Below are 17,668 nucleotides of genomic sequence, written 5' to 3' on the forward strand. Positions count from 1 at the left end.
GGAAGGTCAGGGCGGGGCCGTACCGCCCGCCCCCGCCGGGGAGGACGGGGGCGGCGCGGCGGGTGCGTCGCGGGCCGCGCCGCCGCGCAGCCGGCGGCGGGCGGCGTATCCGGCCAGGCCCACGGCGATGAGCAGGGTCCCGCCGTTGAACAGCGGAACCGTCCAGAACTCGGCGCCCAGCTGGGCGATGCCGGTGAGGCCGACGGCGAGGACGGCGACGGCGACGACGGTGCCGAGGGCGTTGGGCCGGCCTGGCTTGATGGCCGTGGAGCCGAGGAGGGCGCCGACGAAGGCGGGCAGCAGGTAGTCGAGGCCCACGCTGGGGTTGCCGATCTGCTGCTGGGCGGCGAGCAGCACCCCGGCGAACCCGACGATCAGGCCCGAGGCGGCGAACGCGTACACGGTGTACCTGCGCACCGGGATGCCCACGAGGTCGGCCGCGCGCGGGTTCGACCCGACGACGTACAGGTACCGGCCCAGCGGCAGCCGCTCCAGCACCAGCCAGAGGGCGGCCGCGAGGCCGAGCACGTAGAAGGCGGGGACCGGGAGCCCGAGGAACGAGGAGTCGTAGAGGTCGGTGAACGCCGGCGGCAGGCCCTGCGGGCCGGGGACGATCCGGCCGCCGTCGGTGACCCAGCCGGTCACGGCGTACATCATGCTGCCGGTGCCGAGGGTGGCGATGAAGGAGTCGATCCGGCCGAACTCGACGATGACGCCGTTGAGGACGCCCACCACCAGTCCTCCGGCGAGCACGGTGAGACAGGCCAGCGGCCAGGGCCACCCCGCGTTGACGACGAGTTGCAGCACCATCACATGGGCCAGGCCGAGGCCGTAGCCGATGGAGAGGTCGAACGCGCCGGTGACGACGGGCACCATGGCGGCGAGCGCGAGCACGGCCGGGATCGACTGGTTCGACAGGATCGAGTCGACGGTGTCCAGGGTGGGGAAGGTGTCCGGCAGGGCGAGGGAGAAGACCAGGTAGAGCAGGGCGGTGAGGGCGAGCAGGCCGTAGGCGCCGACGTGGTGGCCGCCGGGGCGGCGGCGCGGCGTCACGGGTGACCGGCCGTGGACGGGGGCATGGCCGAGGCCGCCCGGGTCAGTCCGGCGACGGTGAGGGCGGGACCGCTCAGCTCGGCCGTCACCGTTCCGCGCACGAAGACCAGCGTGCGCCGGCACACGCTCGCCACCTCCTCGAAGTCGGTGGACAGCAGCAGTACCGCGAGGCCCGCCTCCAGCGCCTCGTTCAGCAGGCGGTGGATCGCGGCCTTGGCTCCGACGTCGACGCTCGCGGTCGGCTCCTCCAGGATCAGCAGCCGCAGGTCCGTCCGCAGCCAGCGGCCGAGCATGACCTTCTGCTGGTTCCCGCCGGACAGCGTGGCGATGGGGGTCTCGCTGTCGCGGGGCCGCACCGAGAAGCGGTCCATCAGGGCGGCGGCCCGGGCGCGTTCACCGCGGGGGCCGATCCAGCGCGGTACGGGCAGGCCTCCCGCCCGGGGGTTCGCCAGGAGGTTCTCCCGCACGGTCAGCTCGGCGAGGCAGCCCTCCCGCAGCCGGTCGCCCGGTACGAGCCCGACCCCTTGGGCGACGGCCTCCGCGACCGTACGGGGCCGGTAGGGCCGCCCGTGCAGCAGGACCCGCCCGTCCAGGAGGGGCCGGGCGCCGGCGAGGGCCCTGCCGAGGTCCATGTGCCCGGCGTCGGAGAGTCCGACCAGGCCGAGGACCTCCCCGGCCGCGAGCTCGAAACGCACGGGTCCGGCCCGGGCGGTGCGCACGCCGTCGAGGGTCAGGACGGGCGCTGCGCCGGCCGGGAGCCCGGCGGGGCGGTGAACGGCCGGTTCGTCCGCCTCGCCGACGATGTCGCGGACCAGACGCGCGGGGCTGTGCCCGGCGAGCCGGCCGTGGCTGACGACGCGGCCGTCCCGCAGGACGGCGAAGAGACCGGCGACCCGGTACACCTCGTCCAGGCGGTGGCTGACGTAGAGGACGGCGTGCCCGCGGTCGCGCAGGCCGTGCAGGACGCGGAAGAGCCGGTCGCAGTCCGCGGCGGGCAGCCGGGCGGTCGGCTCGTCGAGGACGATGAGCTGTGCGCGTGCCGCCAGGGCCCGGGCGATCGCGACCAGCGAGCGGTCGGCCGGTGCGAGGCCGGAGACCGGCGCGTCCGGGTCGAGGTGGGCGGCGACGATCCCCAGGGACTCGACGCAGCGCGCACGGGTGCGCCGCCAGGAGATCAGCCCGGTCCGGAGCCCGTACCCGGTGGTCAGGGCGATGTTCTCGGCGACCGTCATCCACTCCACGAGACCGAGGTCCTGGTGGATGAACGACATGCTCCGGGTGGCGGTGGGGCTGCCGAGGGGTTCCCCGGCGACGGTGATCTGCCCCGCGTCGGCGTGGTGGACGCCGGCGAGGATCTTGATGAGCGTGGACTTCCCGGCGCCGTTGGGCCCGAGCAGGGCGAGGACGCTGCCGGGGTGGACGTCGAGGTCGGCCCCGGCCAGCGCGACGGTGCCGCCGAACCTCTTGCTGAGTCCGCGGATCCGGACCAGGGGTTCCGGCCCGAAGGGTGAAGCCGCCTCCGGGGGCGTGTCGGGAGCGTCGCGCACTCGATCAAATTACAGCATTTCGGGCATTTTTCGGCTCGCTGCGACGCCGACGGGGCGCGGCCTCCAAGGCGGCCGGCGCGGGACCGGCGGGCAGCCGAACCGGGCCGGAGGCCGTGTCAAGCGGCGTCACGCCGTGTCACGCGGCGTCGAGATCGCATTCGGCCCAGATGACCTTGCCCTCGGGCAGGTAGCGGGTGCCCCAGCTCTGCGAGAGCTGTGCGACCAGGAACAGACCGCGACCGCCCTCGTCCGTACTGGCCGCCCGGCGCAGGTGCGGTGCGGTGTTGCTGGCGTCGGAGACCTCGCAGATCAGGGTCTTGCCGTAGAGCAGCCGGACCTGGATCGGCGCGGCCCCGTGGCGGATGGCGTTGGTGATCAGCTCGCTGAGGATCAGCTCCACGGCGAACCCGGTCTCGTCGAGCCCCCAGTCGGACAGCCACCGCATGGCGGAGGCCCGGACCTCGCCGACGCGGGCCGGGTCGGCGGGCAGCTCCCAGGCGGCGATCCGGCCGGGGTCCATGGCGTGGACGCGGGCGACGAGCAGGGCGATGTCGTCGTGCGGGTGCGCGGGTGCCACGGTGTCCAGGACCGCCTGACAGGTCTCCCCGGGGGCACGCTCGGGATGGGCCAGGGCCTCGCGCAGCTGCTCCAGGACCACGTCGACGTCCCGGTTCCGGTCCTCGATGAGGCCGTCGGTGTACAGGACCAGCTGGCTGCCCTCGGGAAGGTCGATCTCGACGGCGTCGAAGGGCAGGCCGCCGAGGCCGAGCGGGGGCCCGGCGGGCAGGTCGGGGTAGGTCACGGCGCCGTCGGGGTGGACGACGGCGGGCGGCGGATGGCCGGCGCGGGCCATCAGGCACCGCTGCGCGGTCGGGTCGTAGACGGCGTAGAGACAGGTCGCGCCGATGACGCCGGCGCCCTTGCCGTCGGGGTCCTCGCGGTCCAGGCGGCCCACCAGGTTGTCCAGGTGGGTGAGGACCTCGTCGGGCGGGAAGTCGAGTTCGGCGAAACTGCGGGCCGCGGTGCGCAGCCGGCCCATCGTGGCCGCGGAGAGCATGCCGTGGCCGACGACGTCGCCGACGAGGAGGCCGACGCGGGCGCCGGACAGCGGGATGACGTCGTACCAGTCGCCGCCCACGTCGGACTCGGCGGGCAGGTAGCGGTGGGCGACCTCGACGGCGTCCTGGTCGGGCAGGCCGTGCGGGAGGAGCCGGCGCTGGAGGGCCAGGACCATGGTGCGCTCATGGGTGTAGCGCCGGGCGTTGTCGATGGACAGGGCGGCGCGGGAGGCGAGTTCCTGCGCCAGGGAGCGGTCGTCGTCCCCGAAGGGGCTGCCCGCGCGGTAGAGGGAGACGACCCCCAGGACGACACCGCGGGCGAGCAGCGGCACCGCGATGAGGGAGTGGACGTGGGCCAGCAGACGCTCGGTGTGCTCGGGGTCCTGGGCGAGCCAGCCCGCGGCGGCCTTGAGGTCCGGTTCCAGCACGGCCTCGCCGCTGCCGAGGCAGCGCAGCTGAGGCGTGGTCGGGCCGAAGCCGACGCGCTTGCCGGGAGGTGTGAAGGGCAGGCCCTCATGGATGCCGTGGACGACCGTGCGGCGCAGGTCGGCCATGGGGTCGGCGGACTCCTCGCCGCGCAGTACGGCGTCGGGCAGGTCGATGGTGACGAAGTCGGCCAGGCCGGGGGCCGCGGTCTCGGCCAGTTCCTCGGCCGTGCGGCGCACGTCCAGGGTGGTGCCGATGCGGGTGCTGGCCTCGGACAGCAGCTCCAGGCGGCGGCGCGCGGCCAGGGCGTAGGCCCCGACCTGCGGTTCCCCCAGCATCACCAGCCCGCGGGCCGGGAACGCCGCTTCGGACTGCTCCCCGCTGACGGGCTCGCCGGAACCCCGGTCGCCGTCGGCCGGGGCCGGCCCGGTGGGGCCCCGGTCGTCGTCCGGCCTCGTGGACTGCGCGGTGGTTCGGGCGCCGTACGACACGGCGGGTCCGGCAGGAGTGGGCGCCGAGACGGGCGTGTCGGACTCGCCGGGCACGCCCGGTCCGGCCGTCCCGCCGTCTCCGTCGGTGGTGACGGGCGGGCCGGAGGGCGTGGCGAGGTGCCCGGACGGCAGGGTGATGGCCGGGCGGGCCGCGGAGAGCGGGACGGCGGAGGTGGTGAGGCCGGCCGGCTCGTCCGTCTGGTGCGGTATGACGAGCGGCTCGCCACCCGGTGAGCCGGGCAGCACGGCCTCGATGGCGATGCCCCGCACCCCGGAGCCGCTCGTCACCGGACGGCTCACGAGCGTCACGAGCCGCCCGTCGGGCAGGGTCACCTCGGCGGCTCCCCGCTGTGCACCGGAGATCAGCTCGGCCGCCTTCTCCCGCAGGATGGCCTGGTCGCGGGGGTGGAACTCGTTCGTCAGCGCGTCCAGCGCCACCGCGCGGTGCAGACCGGCGGCCCCGGCCCCGGCCCCGGCGGCCAGGTACGTCCGCAGCAGGGCCCGCTCGCGCGCGGAGCTCTGCCCCAGCAGCCGCCGTTCGATGCCCTCGGCCGCCCTGCGGATCGCGACGCCCAGTGCGGGCCTCTCGAAGCCGCGCGGGTAGCCGAGGCACAGGACGCCCTCGATGCGGCCGCTGAGCGGGTCACGGACGGGCAGCGCGACGCAGGCGTTCTGCTGGGAGCGCTCCGCGAAGTGCTCGGCACCGTAGACGCGGATGAGCCGCCGCTCCGCCAGGGCCAGCCCGATGCCGTTGGTGCCGGCGACCTGCTCGGCGAACACGAACCCCGGGACGACCTGGATGGCCGGGAGGCTCCTGGCCATCGACGGATCCCCGAAGCGGCGCAGCAGCACCGTCCCGTTCGCGTCGGCGACGGAGATGTTGACCTGGCTGCCGGCGAACGTGGCCTGCAGCCGGTCGAGGACGGGCACGGCCGCCCGGACGATACGGCCGCCCGGGTCGAAGTCCTCCCGGTAGGGCAGGTCGAGTGCGTCCGGTGACAGGCCCAGGGAGCGGCAGCGCTGCCACGAGTTCAGGATGGACGTCCGCACACCCGTCTCGACCGGCTCGCCCTGGAGGAACAGCTCGCGGAGACTGGCGGGTCCCGTGCCGTCCGTCGCACGCCCCGCCGGCCTGGGTTCCTCGCCGGATCGAACCACGCTTCGCCTCACTTGCGCCCGCGACAATCCGCTGCTCGGAAGAGAATCTGGCATTGATGAGGATACGGGCATTACGGGCGGCCGTCACGGCGCACCAGGGCCATGCCGGGCCCACGGCCGTGCGACCGGAGCCGTGGGACCGCGCTCACCCCAGGAAACTCAGGCGCACCTTCCGTTCCGGGTTGTCCTTGTTGGTGTCCACCAGACAGACCGACTGCCAGGTGCCGAGCTCCAGCCGGCCGCCCAGCACGGGCAGGGTCGCGTGCGGCGGGACGAGGGCGGGCAGGACGTGGTCGCGGCCGTGGCCGGGGCTGCCGTGCCGGTGCTGCCAGCGGTCGTCCGCGGGCAGCAGGGTGTGCAGCGCGGCCAGGAGGTCGTCGTCGCTGCCGGCGCCGGTCTCCAGGACGGCGATGCCGGCCGTCGCGTGCGGGACGAAGACGTTGAGGAGGCCGTCGCGGCCGGCCGCCGCCTCGCGCAGGAAGGACTCGCAGTCGCCGGTGATGTCGAGGACCCTCTCCGCGGCGCCGGTGCTGAGGTTCAGAACTCGGGTGGTGAAGACATCTGACATGCCCCCCATCCTGACGCACGCGCCGGACTTCCCCGGGCTTCGCCGGGCCGGTCGGCGATACGGACGTCCCATTGACCGAGACGCCGTTGACCGTGCGCATGCCAGCTGACTAGGTTCGGCCGCATGTTGCGTTCAGCCCTGCTCACCACGCGCGGTCACATCGACCTGCTGCGGGTGGCCTCCGCCGCGTGTCGCCGCGGCTGCTGACGCCCTCCCTCTCCTCACTTCCGGGCTTTCCCGCCCTCGTTCCGCCTGCCCGCTGATCGCACCCGGTCCCGCCGGCACGGCGGCGGCGACGCGCGCCCTGCCCGGCCCGCGCTCTCCTCCCCGGAGCCCTCATGACCATCAGCCACGCTCCTCCGGCGTCCAAAGAACCCGATATTTCCCCTGTATCAGCTTCTGATCCCGACCTTCAGCCCCTCGTCCCCACCTCCTCCCGCCGCACCCGCGTCCCGCGCTGGCTGCGCCGCACCACCGGCCCGGTGCTGCTCCTGGCGTTGTGGCAACTCCTGAGCACCACCGGCGCGTTGCCCCCGGACGTGCTCGCCTCGCCCGGCCGGATCGCCCGGGTGGCCGGGGACATGGTGGCCGACGGTTCCCTTCCCGCGGCCATGGGCACCTCGCTCCAGCGGGTCGCCGGCGGGGTGCTGCTCGGCCTGCTCGTCGGCACCGGACTCGCCCTGGTCTCGGGCCTGTTCCGGATCGGCGAAGACCTCGTTGACGCGCCCGTGCAGATGCTGCGGACCGTGCCGTTCGTGGGACTCATCCCGCTGTTCATCATCTGGTTCGGCATCGGCGAGGCGCCCAAGGTCGCCATCATCACCCTCGGCGTGACCTTCCCTCTCTACCTCAACGTCTACGCCGGAATCCGGGGCGTGGACGCCCAGTTGATCGAGGCCGGGGAGTCGCTCGGACTGTCGCGGTGGGGTCTCGTACGGCATGTCGTGCTGCCGGGCGCGCTGCCGGGCGCCATGACCGGCCTGCGCTACTCGCTCGGCATCGCCTGGCTCGCGCTGGTCTTCGCCGAGCAGGTCAACGCCGACTCCGGCATCGGATTCCTCATGGTGCAGGCGCGGGACTTCCTGCGAACCGACGTGATCGTGGTCTGCCTCGTCGTCTACGCCTTCCTCGGCCTGCTCGCCGACTTCATCGTCCGTTCTCTCGAAAAGGTGCTGCTGCAATGGCGACCGACGTTCACCGGCCGGTGATCCCCCAGGCGGTCCACGTCGAGGGCCTCACCCGTTCCTTCGACGGCCGTGCCGTCATCGACGACCTCCGGCTGGACGTCCGGCCGGGCGAGTTCGTTGCCCTGCTCGGCCGCAGCGGCTGCGGCAAGTCCACCCTGCTGCGCATCCTCGCCGGGCTCGACCGTGACATCGAGGGCACCGTGCTGGTACCGCGCCGCAAAGCCGTCGCCTTCCAGGCACCTCGGCTGATGCCGTGGAAGAAGGTCTGGCGCAACGTGCTGCTGGGTCTGCCCGGCAAGCCCGAGCGTGCCGTCGCCGAGCAGGCCCTGGACGAGGTCGGCCTCGGCCACCGCACGGACGCCTGGCCCAAGACCCTCTCCGGCGGCGAGGCCCAACGCGCCTCCCTGGCCCGCGCGTTGGTGCGGGAGCCCGATCTGCTGCTGCTCGACGAGCCCTTCGGCGCGCTCGACGCGCTCACCCGCATCAAGGCCCAGCGGCTCGTGGGTGAGTTGTGGCAGCGCCGCGGCTGCGCGGTGCTGCTCGTCACCCATGACGTCGAGGAGGCCGTCCTGCTCGCCGACCGTGTCCTCGTGATGGACCGCGGGGTCATCGCCCACGAGCAGCGCATCGACCTCGACCGGCCCCGCGACATCACCGATCCGCGCTTCGCCGCCCTGCGGGCCGGCCTCCTCGAACGTCTCGGCGTCGAGGCGACGGCCGCCGAAGCCGCCTGACTCTCCCCGCGCACCGCCCGTACGCCCCGTACGGCCCACACGAACGGAACCACCATGCGACGACGACGCCTCGCCCCCGCCGCCCTGCTTCTCCCGCTCGCCCTGCTGCTCACCGCCTGCGGCGGCAACTCGGCAGCCTCCACGTCGGACGGCCGCGTCGACGGCAAGGGCTCGGTGACACTGAACGTCGGCGACCAGAAGGGCGGTTCGGAGGCCATCCTGCGGGCCGCCGGGCAACTGAAGGATCTCGACTACAGGATCAGGTGGTCGACGTTCACCTCCGGCCCGCCCCTGCTGGAGGCCGTCAACGCCGGGGCCGTCGACACCGGAGGCGTGGGCAACACGCCTCCGGTCTTCGCGGCCGGCGCCGGTTCGAAGATCAAGGTCGTGGCCGCCTGGCACGGCACGTCCAAGGGCGACACCGTCCTCGTCCCGAAGGACTCGCCCCTGAAGAAACCCCAGCAGCTCAAGGGCCGTTCGGTCGCCGTCGCCCAGGGGTCCTCCGCGCACTTCCAGCTGGTCGCGTCCCTGAAGAAGGCCGGGCTCGAGCTGAGCGACATCAAGGTCAAGTACCTCCAGCCGGCCGACGCCCTCGCCGCGTTCACGTCCGGCAAGGTCGACGCGTGGGCGGTCTGGGACCCGTACACCTCGCAGATCCTCCAGGGCGGGCAGGGACGGGTGCTGACCGACGGGGACGGCGTGACCAACGGGCACACCTTCCAGGTCGCGGCCCCGGCCGCCCTGAAGGACAAGAAGAAGTCGGCCGCCGTCAAGGACTACCTGGAGCGGCTGCGACGCGCCTACACCTGGGTGTACGACCACCAGGAGGAGTGGGCGAAGGTGTGGGCCGAGGACACCGGTCTCCCCGAGGACGTGGCGCTGGCCGCGGTGAAGCGCACCTACACGACCCGGATCGCGGTCGCCGTCGACCAGCCGCTGATCGCCTCCGAGCAGGAGATCGCCGACACCTTCACCGCGTTGAAGCTCATCCCCCGCAAGGTGGACTTCGCCCGGTTCACGGACACCCGTTTCAACGGCGGCCTGCCGCCGTCGACGACCGAGGCACGCCCTTCCACCGGTTCGTGAGACAGCCGTGGGGTCCCCCGCCGCGAGCGGGGGACCCCACGCTTCACGGCCGGGTGACGACCGAGCCGTCGTAGACGTTGCCGAGGGTCGCGACCGCGGTGATCGCCCGGGCGAGCGGCGTCGACGGCTCCTGGCCCCCGGCCACGACGTCCGTGTTGATCATGATGACCAGGGTGGCCTTCTGGGACGCCAGGTAGACGGTCACGGTCTCGTAGCCCGGGATCGAGCCGTTGTGCCGTTCGGTGAGCTCGGGGCCGAGGCCGTGCCGCGGGAGGTCGTCGTGGTCGTGCCGGGCGGCGGGGGCCGGGGCGGCGGTGGCGGGCATCGTCGCCAGCGGGGCCGGCACGGACGCCACGAGCAGTGCCCCGGCGAGCAGACGGGGCGGGAGGGAGTACGTCTCATGGAGGCGTCTCTTCCGGAGGGGGCGGGACCCGAGGAACATCAGTATCCGTGTCCGTGGCGGAGACCCGCCTTGCGGTCCGCGAGGGGAGGAGTCCACTCGTTCGGAGCCGCGCGCCACCCGTGCCACCCGTGCCACCCGTCGGGAAGATCCACGACCCCGGCCCGGTTAGTAGAAGCGTGAACAACACACGCGAGGTCGAGGTAGTCGTCATCGGCGCGGGACAGGCCGGGCTGGCCGGCGCCTATCACCTGCGGCGATCCGGTTTCGAGCCGGACCGCGACTTCGTCGTGCTGGACCACTCCCCCGCCCCCGGCGGCGCCTGGCAGTTCCGGTGGCCCTCGCTGACGTACGGCAAGGTGCACGGGATGCACGCCCTGCCGGGCATGGAGCTCACGGACGCGGACCCGGCGCGGCCGTCCGCCGAGGTCATCGGCGCGTACTTCGACCGCTACGAGCGGACCTTCGACCTGCGGGTCAGGCGCCCGGTGGACGTACGGGCCGTGCGCGAGGGGCCCGGCGGGCGGCTGCTCGTGGAGACCTCGGACGGCGTCTGGTCGGCGCGGGCGCTGATCAACGCGACCGGCACCTGGGACCGGCCGTTCTGGCCCCGCTATCCGGGCCAGGAGACCTTCCGGGGGCGGCAGTTGCACACCGCGCAGTACCCCGGGCCCGAGGAGTTCGCCGGGCAGCGGGTCGTGGTGGTGGGCGGCGGCGCCTCGGGCACCCAGCACCTGCTGGAGATCGCCTCGTACGCGGCGTCCACGACCTGGGTGACGCGGCGCCCGCCCGTCTTCCGCGAGGGTCCCTTCGACGAGGGCGCGGGCCGCGCCGCGGTCGCGCTCGTCGAGGCACGGGTACGGCAGGGCCTGCCGCCCCGCAGTGTCGTGTCGGTCACCGGGCTGCCGCTCAACGACGCGATCCGGCAGGGCATCGAGGACGGGGTGCTCGACCGGCAGCCGATGTTCGACCGCATCACGCCCACGGGTGTGGACTGGGCCGACGGCCGCCACGTCGACGCCGATGTCATCCTCTGGGCCACCGGCTTCCGCGCCGCCATCGACCATCTCGCCCCGCTCCGGCTGCGCTCCCCCGGCGGCGGCATCCGTATGGAGGGCACGCACGCGGCCGCGGACCCCCGCATCCACCTCGTCGGCTACGGCCCGTCGGCCAGCACGATCGGAGCCAACCGGGCCGGCCGCGCGGCCGTACGGGACATCAGGCGGCTGCTGGAGCGGGAGCCGGCGGCGGCGTGACGCCGGGCGGGGTTCGCCGGGACCTCACCCTACGCGGCGAGACGTGACGTGGGGCGGGGCCGCCGGGCCCTCACCCGGCCGCCCGCGCCCCGCTCTTCTTCCGCTGCGCGTTGAACTCCGCGACGTTGCGCTGGTGTTCCTGGTAGTCGGCCGTGAAGCGGGTGTCGCCCGGGCGGACCGTGACGAAGTACAGCCAGTTGCCCGGAGTCGGGTTGATGGCCGCGCGCATCGCCTCCTCGCCGGGGTTGTCGATGGGCGTGGGCGGCAGGCCCATGCGCTGGTACGAGTTGTAGGGACTGTCGATCCGGGTGTCGTTCTCCGTCGTACGGAGGGTGGAGCGGTTCAGGGCGTAGTTGATGGTGGAGTCCATCTGCAACGGCATGCCGCGTTCGAGGCGGTTGAAGATGACCCGGGCCACCTTGCCCATGTCGGCCTTGGTCGCCGCCTCCGCCTGGACGATGCTCGCGATGGTGACGGCCTGGTACACGTTCATGGCGTTGCGCTGCGCCCCGGCGGCGATGGGCGCGCCGTTGAACCGGTCGTTGGCGGTGTCGACCATCAGCGCGAGGAGCTTGTCCGGCGTGGTGTTCTCCTGGAGCCGATAGGTGGCCGGGAAGAGGTAGCCCTCCGGGTTGCCCTCGGCGTCGTTGGGCAGTTTCAGCGCGGCCTTGTCCAGGGACTTCCTGGTGCTGCCGGCGGGCAGGGCGAGGGCCTTGTCGACGGCCGCGTAGACCTGGCTCGCGCGCCAGCCCTCGGGGACGGCCAGGGTCGTGGGCCGGGCCTCCTCCTCGGTCCCCAGGGTCAGCAGCGGCACCGCCACGGCGGTACCGACCACGACGGCTCCGGTCGCGACGAGGGCGATGCGGCCCCGGCGCGTCAGTCGAATCGTGCTCCGTGGCGGAGTGTTCTTCTGCATGCGGGCACGGTAACCCGCATATGGTCATAAACCCGGCATATTTTCATCTTGTCGGTTCCAGTTGGGCGTCCCGGCGTACGAGCGCCGCGTACCGGCCGCCCTCCTCCAGAAGCTCTTCGTGCGTACCGCGTTCGACCGCGCGGCCCGAGTCGAGGACCACGATCTGGTCGGCGCCGCGCACGGTGGACAGCCGGTGGGCGATGGTGAGGGTGGTGCGGTTCGCCGACAGGGCGTCGATGGCGTCCTGGACGGCCGCCTCGGTCCGGGTGTCCAGCGCGCTGGTGGCCTCGTCGAGGATGAGGACCGGCGGGTCGCGCAGGATCGTGCGGGCGATGGCCAGGCGCTGCTTCTCACCGCCGGAGAAGCGGTGGCCGCGCTCGCCGACGACGGTGTCGTAGCCGTCGGGCAGGGCGGCGATGTGGTCGTGGATCTGGGCCGCCCGGGCCGCCTCGTGGAGTTCCTCGTCGGTGGCGTCGGGCTTGGCGAAGCGCAGGTTCTCGGCGACCGAGGCGTGGAAGAGGTACGTCTCCTGTGAGACGACGCCGACCGCGCGGGCCAGGGTGTCGAAGTCGAGGTCGCGGACGTCGACCCCGTCGAGGGTGACGCTGCCGCCGGTCACGTCGTAGAGCCGGGGCACCAGATAGCCGAGGGTGGACTTGCCGGCGCCGGTGGGGCCGACGATCGCGAGGCTGCCGCCGGCCGGGACGGTGAGGTCGATGCCGTCCAGGACCGGGCCGTCCTTGCCGTCGTAGCCGAAGGAGACGTTCTCGAAGCGGACTTCGCCCTTGATCCGGTCGAGGCGGACCGGGTCGGGGCGCTCGGTGATGTCGACCGGCAGGTCGAGGTACTCGAAGATGCGCTGGAAGAGGGCGAGGGAGCTCTGGATCTGCACACCGGTCGACAGCAGGCTCACGGCCGGGCGGAACAGGCCCTGCTGGAGCGAGACGAAGGCGACGATCGTGCCGATGGAGACCTCGGGGCCGCCGAGCTGGAGGGCCATGCCGGCGGTCCAGTAGATGACGGCGGGCAGCGCGGCCATGACGATCGTGATGACGGCCATGCGCCAGCGCCCGGCCATGTTCGACCGGACCTCCAGGTCGACGAGTTCCTCGGACTCGTCGGAGAAGGACTTCGTCAGCGAGTCGGAGCGGCCCATCGTGCGGCCGAGCAGGATGCCGCTGACGGAGAGCGACTCGGTGACGGTGGCGGCCATGGCGGCCATCTGCTTCTGGCGCTGCGTGGTGATCTTCCGGCGTTCGTTGCCGACGCGGCGGCTGATCCACACGAACACCGGCAGCAACAGCAGCGAGACGACCGTCAGGCGCCAGTCGAGGGCGATCATCGCGACGATGGTGGCGACCACGCTGGTGACGTTGGAGACCAGGGAGGTCGCGGTGGACGTCACGGTGGCCTGCATGCCGCCGATGTCGTTGGCGATGCGGGACTGCACCTCGCCCGTGCGGGTGCGCGTGAAGAAGGCGAGGGACATGCGCTGGAGCCGGCCGTAGACGGCGGTGCGCAGGTCGTGCATGACGCGCTGGCCGACCGTCGTGGAGATCAGGGTCTGGAGGACTCCGAAGACGCTGGTCAGGACGGCGCTGAGGATCATGCCCAGGGCGAGGAGGCTGAGCAGGCCCGTGCGCCCCTCGGGGATCGCGACGTCGAGGATCTCCTTCAGCAGGAAGGGCGTGGCGACCGAGACCAGCGACGCGGCGCCGACCAGCAGGCCGACGATCGCGAGACGGCCCCGGTAGGGGCGGAAGAGGCCGAGGATGCGGCGGACCTGCCGGGGCTGCTCCTTGGCGTCGGCCGGCGGGGTCCAGGCGGCTTCACGGTCGGGATGCATGGGCTCCTACGAGGGATGCGGCGGATCGGATCACAGCTCATTGTTACCTATACTCACAATGAACTGCATCCTGATATTGTTCCCCCATGACCACGCCCGATCCCGACGGTCTGCTCGCCGAGCAGTTGCTGCGGCTCACCCGCCGGGTGCACCGCATCCAGAAGCGCCATCTGGCCCACAGCGACCTCGGCATCACCCCGGCCCAGTCCCGGCTGTTGCGCACGCTGGCGCACTGGGGCTCGCCGCCGCGCATGGCCGACCTGGCCGAGCGCCTGGAGGTGGTGCCGCGGGCCGTGACGACGCTGGTCGACGGCCTGGAAGCAAGCGGCAAGGTGCGGCGGGTCCCGGACCCGGCCAACCGGCGGGTGATCCGCATCGAGCTCACGGATGACGGCCGGGGCGCGTTGCGCGAGCTGCGGGCGGCGCGCAGGTCGGCCGCGGAGGAGATCCTCGCGCCGCTGACGGGGGATCAGCGGGAAGCGCTCGGGGGGTTGCTGGACACGCTGATCGACGGGGCGCCGGCGCAGTCCTGCTGACCGCCGCAAGCCGCTCGACGGGCGCCGGCCCCACGGACCGGCGCCCGGAGACGACAGCGGGCCGCGGCCGCCGCTCGTCCTGCCGAGCGGTGGCCGCGGCCCGCTGTCCCTGACTCAACCGGCCTCGGACGCGGACTCCTTGAGCTCCTTGGGCTTCTGGGCCGGGATGCCCGGCGCCAGTGCCCCGGTGCCGGCCTCGCCGCCGGCACCCTCCTCGCCGTCGGCCGGCGGGGAGGTGTCCTCCCCGTCGAGGGCCCGCTTCGCCCGGTCGGTGTCCAGGGCACCCTCCCAGCGCGACACCGCGAAGACGGCGACGCAGTTGCCGAGCAGGTTGGTGACGACGCGCATCGAGTCCATGATGCGGTCCACGCCGAGCAGCAGCGCGACGGCCCCGGCGGGGATCGCGCCCAGGGAGGAGGCGGTCGCGGACAGGGCGAGGAACGCCGAACCGGGGATGCCCGCCATGCCCTTGCTGGTGAGCATCAGCACCAGGACGACGGTGACCTGCTGGCCGAGACTCAGGTCCACGCCCACGGCCTGGGCGATGAACAGGGTGCCGATGGACAGGTAGAGCGAGGCGCCGTCGAGGTTGAAGGAGTAGCCGGTGGGGAGCACCAGCCCCACGGCGTCGTCGCGGGCGCCGGCCCGGCGCAGCTTCTGCATCACGCGCGGCATGACCGACTCGGTGGACGCGGTACCGAGCGCGAGCAGCATCTCCTCGCGGATGTAACGCAGGAACTTCCACAGGCTGAGGCCGGTCACGGCCTTCAGGGCGACGGCCAGCAGCGCGATGAACAGCGCCGCCGCCACGTAACAGAGCACGATGAGCTTGGCGTACGTCCGCATCACGCCCAGGCCGTAGTTGCCGACCAGGTGGGCCATCGCGCCGAACACCGCGATCGGGGCCAGCCGCATGATGAAGCCGACGACCGCGAAGATGATCTCCTGGGCCTGCTCGATCGCGGGCAGGATCTTCGGCACCTTGGTGTGCCCGAGGTGCAGCAGGGCGGCGCCCACCAGGCAGGCCAGGATGAGGACTTGGAGGAGCTCGTTCTCGGCGAAGGCGCCGACGAAACTCTGCGGCAGGGCGTTCAGGACGAACTCGGTCGTCGTGGGCAGCTGCCCACCACCCGTGCTCTCGTCGACCGCCGCGGCGTTCAGCGAGGACGGGTCGACGTTCATGCCCTGGCCCGGGCCGACGACGTTGGCGGCGACGAGCCCGATGACCAGGGCGGCCGTGGAGGCGATCTCGAACCAGACGAGGGCTTTGACCCCGATCCGGCCGAAGGCCTTCAGGTCACCGGCCTTGGCGATGCCGACGACGACCACGCAGAACACCAGCGGCGAGATCACCGTCTTGATGAGCCGGGTGAAACCGTCGCCGAGCGGCTGGAGAGCCGTGGCCGTGTCCGGCCACAGCTTTCCGACGACGATTCCGAGGACGAGCGCGCAGAGAACCTGCGCGAAGAGCGAGGTGCGTAGAGTGCGTGCGACGCGTCGCGGGAGGGACGGTACGGACGGCGGCACGAAGCCTCCTAGGGGGGACGGGACGCACAGAAGCCGGAGGGGACTTCTGTGATACGGAATGTGAATTCCGCTTCCGACACCCTGGAGGCTGTCTTGATCACGCGCAAGACCGCAACGTTTCGGCCAGGTAAAACTGCCATAAGTGATGCACGTCATATGCGCCGCATCACTCCCCTCAGCACCGGCTGCGGTCTCCCGTGAGCACCCCCTGCACGGTGGTCAGCGTGCGGTCGTAGCAGCCGTTCGTGCCGTACAGCCGGTAGCGCTCGCTCGTGGTGCCGACCGCGTGACGCTGATCGCGCGGCACGTTCGCCGTATAAGTCGCGTCGCCCGTATACGAGTTGTCGAGCCGTGACCACGCGGTGCGTCGCCCGCCGTGCGTGCCGACGACCGTGGCGCGGTCGCCGAGCGTCAGCACGGTGCGCAGCCGGTCCCCCGCGCCGAGGGTGGTCGTGCCGTCCATCGTGTAGGAGCGACGGGTCCGTGTGGTCCGGCCGTCGACGGTCACCGACTCGTCGTCGGTCCAGGTGGCTTCGAGGGCGTCATGCGTCTCGCCGTCGTTCCAGCGGTGCGTGGAGGTGTGGTCGAGCGAACGGCTCACGGTGGTCCTGACGCGGCCGTGCGACGTGTCGACGTAGCCGCCTACGGTCAGCCGGTGGGCGCCCTCCGTGCCGACGCTGTGGTCCGAACCGGGCTTGTAGACCGATGAGTTGGTGAGGTTCCCGGCCCGGTGCACGGTGAGCTTCCCGGTGACCCGCTCGCGCCGCTCGTCCTGCCAGACGAGGACGTTGACGGGCGTGCTCCAGCCGGTCTGCCCCTCGGGCACACCGACGACCGAGACCTCGACGCGGTGCGGGCGGCCGTCGTTGAGGATCCCGGCGAAGGGGGTGAGGTCGTAGGTGATCGGCTTGATGTCGAGGGCGCGCGGGCCCGGGATCACGTACCAGAGGAACGGGTTGGACCAGCCTCCGGTCCACACGGTCGGGAACGGTGCGGCGATGCCGGCGAGCCGTCCGTCGACGCTGATCTGCACCTCCCGGTAGGGACCTTGACCGGCCTTGCAGGAGTACGGAGCCGGCTCGGGCACGGTCAGGTACCAGTACTCCTCGCAGCCGCCGCCGGAGCCGGTCGCATACACCTCGGCGACGATCCGCTCGCTGTTGCGCGGGGTGGTGAGGGCCGAGTCGCCGTCCAGGGCGAGGACCCGGTCGGGGCTCTTCCCGTCGGGGCGGCCCTGATAGAACGTCAGCGTGACCCTGACGTCGAGGACGCCCGTGTAGGTGTCGTCGACTACGTTCCCGATGAGCATCTCGACGTCCCGGCTCGTGCGGAAGGTGTCGCTGTAGCGCGTGACGTCCTTCTCCACGGACCACTCGATGCCGTCCGGCGAGGGCTGCGGCGTCGACGTGCGGAAGATCTCGACCCCGCCGACGTGCAGGTAGCCGAGCCGGTCGTACTGGCGCCCCTTGACCTTGCCGTCGAGCCGCAGCACCACCCTGCTCCAGCGGTCGCCGCAGCCGTCGGGCGGGGTGTACGTGCCGCGATAGGGGGTGAAGTCGCGGAACTGCGCCTGGGCGACGGTGACTTCGCAGGACGTGCCGGACGGCCTCCGCACGGGCGGGGCGGCCGTGACCGGGTCGTGCCAGTCGGTGCCGAACTCGGCGGGGACGCCGCCCGCCGGGGCCGGGACGTCCGCCGCACCGGCGGGTCCGGTGCCGAGGAGGGTGCTCGCCAGGAGAGTCGCTCCGGCAAGCATGGACATGACGATCCGTCTCTTCATGGGCGGTGTTCTACGGGGCCCCGGCCGCCTCCGCAATGCGCACCCGCCCGCCAGGGCAGCCCTGTTGCCGCCCCTGTCGGCCGGTTCCGTTCGGTGGAC

Annotated in this window: 14 protein-coding genes and 1 pseudogene; 6 read left to right on the forward strand and 9 right to left on the reverse strand. The window is 72.5% G+C overall.

Going from position 1 to position 17,668, the window contains the following annotated elements; genetic code table 11:
• Positions 1–6 precede the first annotated feature (6 nt).
• The 4 genes from HNR57_RS23725 to HNR57_RS23740 form a co-directional block, all read right to left on the reverse strand.
• Positions 7–1,053 carry an ABC transporter permease gene (locus tag HNR57_RS23725; protein ID WP_184562612.1) on the reverse strand — a complete coding sequence of 349 codons (1,047 nt, stop codon included), beginning with the start codon at positions 1,051–1,053 and terminating at the stop codon, positions 7–9.
• A complete protein-coding gene (locus HNR57_RS23730) occupies positions 1,050–2,600 on the reverse strand; it encodes a sugar ABC transporter ATP-binding protein (protein WP_184562614.1) in 1,551 nt (516 codons plus the stop codon). The genes HNR57_RS23725 and HNR57_RS23730 overlap by 4 nt, the downstream gene beginning before the upstream one ends.
• 136 nt (positions 2,601–2,736) lie before the next feature.
• Positions 2,737–5,733, reverse strand: a complete 2,997-nt coding sequence (locus HNR57_RS23735) for a SpoIIE family protein phosphatase (protein ID WP_184562616.1) — start codon at positions 5,731–5,733, stop codon at positions 2,737–2,739.
• A gap of 145 nt (positions 5,734–5,878) precedes the next feature.
• Entirely contained in the window at positions 5,879–6,301 is a 423-nt protein-coding gene (locus HNR57_RS23740; protein ID WP_062925484.1) for a YjbQ family protein, read from the reverse strand.
• A gap of 123 nt (positions 6,302–6,424) precedes the next feature.
• On the opposite strand from HNR57_RS23740, the gene HNR57_RS40895 reads away from it, so the two are divergent.
• The 4 genes from HNR57_RS40895 (at position 6,425) to HNR57_RS23755 (ending at position 9,308) form a co-directional block, all read left to right on the forward strand.
• A complete protein-coding gene (locus tag HNR57_RS40895) occupies positions 6,425–6,508 on the forward strand; it encodes a putative leader peptide (protein ID WP_349817350.1) in 84 nt (27 codons plus the stop codon).
• Positions 6,509–6,639: 131 nt separating this feature from the next.
• Complete coding sequence (locus HNR57_RS23745; RefSeq protein ID WP_184562618.1) at positions 6,640–7,509, forward strand: ABC transporter permease; 870 nt, start codon at positions 6,640–6,642, stop codon at positions 7,507–7,509.
• Positions 7,482–8,222 carry an ABC transporter ATP-binding protein gene (locus tag HNR57_RS23750; protein WP_184562620.1) on the forward strand — a complete coding sequence of 247 codons (741 nt, stop codon included), beginning with the start codon at positions 7,482–7,484 and terminating at the stop codon, positions 8,220–8,222. The genes HNR57_RS23745 and HNR57_RS23750 overlap by 28 nt, the downstream gene beginning before the upstream one ends.
• Positions 8,223–8,276: 54 nt before the next feature.
• Entirely contained in the window at positions 8,277–9,308 is a 1,032-nt protein-coding gene (locus HNR57_RS23755) for an ABC transporter substrate-binding protein (protein ID WP_184562621.1), read from the forward strand.
• 43 nt (positions 9,309–9,351) lie between these two features.
• Here the strand turns inward: HNR57_RS23755 and HNR57_RS23760 are convergent.
• A pseudogene (locus tag HNR57_RS23760) lies at positions 9,352–9,543 on the reverse strand (serine hydrolase); the annotation flags it as partial.
• Between the two features lie 344 nt (positions 9,544–9,887).
• Between HNR57_RS23760 and HNR57_RS23765 the strand changes: the two are divergent.
• Entirely contained in the window at positions 9,888–10,964 is a 1,077-nt protein-coding gene (locus HNR57_RS23765) for an NAD(P)-binding domain-containing protein (protein ID WP_184562623.1), read from the forward strand.
• 70 nt (positions 10,965–11,034) lie between these two features.
• Here HNR57_RS23765 and mltG read toward each other — a convergent pair whose 3' ends face one another.
• The gene (gene mltG / locus HNR57_RS23770; protein WP_184562625.1) at positions 11,035–11,880 is read right to left on the reverse strand and encodes an endolytic transglycosylase MltG; all 846 of its coding nucleotides are present in this window, start codon (positions 11,878–11,880) and stop codon (positions 11,035–11,037) included.
• 43 nt (positions 11,881–11,923) lie between these two features.
• The gene (locus HNR57_RS23775) at positions 11,924–13,726 is read right to left on the reverse strand and encodes an ABC transporter ATP-binding protein (RefSeq protein WP_184562627.1); all 1,803 of its coding nucleotides are present in this window, start codon (positions 13,724–13,726) and stop codon (positions 11,924–11,926) included.
• 86 nt (positions 13,727–13,812) lie between these two features.
• Here HNR57_RS23775 and HNR57_RS23780 point away from each other — a divergent pair, with 86 nt between their 5' ends.
• The gene (locus HNR57_RS23780; RefSeq protein WP_184562630.1) at positions 13,813–14,262 is read left to right on the forward strand and encodes a MarR family winged helix-turn-helix transcriptional regulator; all 450 of its coding nucleotides are present in this window, start codon (positions 13,813–13,815) and stop codon (positions 14,260–14,262) included.
• Positions 14,263–14,376: 114 nt separating this feature from the next.
• Here the strand turns inward: HNR57_RS23780 and HNR57_RS23785 are convergent, their stop codons facing one another.
• Positions 14,377–15,789, reverse strand: coding sequence for a cation:dicarboxylate symporter family transporter (locus HNR57_RS23785; RefSeq protein WP_184562632.1), 1,413 nt, complete (start codon positions 15,787–15,789; stop codon positions 14,377–14,379).
• A 175-nt stretch (positions 15,790–15,964) separates the two neighbouring features.
• A complete protein-coding gene (locus tag HNR57_RS23790) occupies positions 15,965–17,569 on the reverse strand; it encodes a peptide-N4-asparagine amidase (protein WP_184562634.1) in 1,605 nt (534 codons plus the stop codon).
• Between the last annotated feature and the right edge of the window lie 99 nt (positions 17,570–17,668).

It is taken from the genome of Streptomyces paradoxus, from assembly GCF_014202475.1.
Taxonomy (GTDB): Bacteria; Actinomycetota; Actinomycetes; order Streptomycetales; family Streptomycetaceae; genus Streptomyces; species Streptomyces paradoxus.

Coding starts and splice junctions, on each gene's coding strand:
- HNR57_RS23740 (WP_062925484.1), bottom strand. CDS start 6,301: ATGTCAGATGTCTTCACCACCCGAGTTCTGAACCTCAGCACCGGCGCC.
- HNR57_RS40895 (WP_349817350.1), top strand. CDS start 6,425: ATGTTGCGTTCAGCCCTGCTCACCACGCGCGGTCACATCGACCTGCTG.
- HNR57_RS23745 (WP_184562618.1), top strand. CDS start 6,640: ATGACCATCAGCCACGCTCCTCCGGCGTCCAAAGAACCCGATATTTCC.
- HNR57_RS23750 (WP_184562620.1), top strand. CDS start 7,482: ATGGCGACCGACGTTCACCGGCCGGTGATCCCCCAGGCGGTCCACGTC.
- HNR57_RS23755 (WP_184562621.1), top strand. CDS start 8,277: ATGCGACGACGACGCCTCGCCCCCGCCGCCCTGCTTCTCCCGCTCGCC.
- mltG (WP_184562625.1), bottom strand. CDS start 11,880: ATGCAGAAGAACACTCCGCCACGGAGCACGATTCGACTGACGCGCCGG.
- HNR57_RS23775 (WP_184562627.1), bottom strand. CDS start 13,726: ATGCATCCCGACCGTGAAGCCGCCTGGACCCCGCCGGCCGACGCCAAG.
- HNR57_RS23780 (WP_184562630.1), top strand. CDS start 13,813: ATGACCACGCCCGATCCCGACGGTCTGCTCGCCGAGCAGTTGCTGCGG.
- HNR57_RS23790 (WP_184562634.1), bottom strand. CDS start 17,569: ATGAAGAGACGGATCGTCATGTCCATGCTTGCCGGAGCGACTCTCCTG.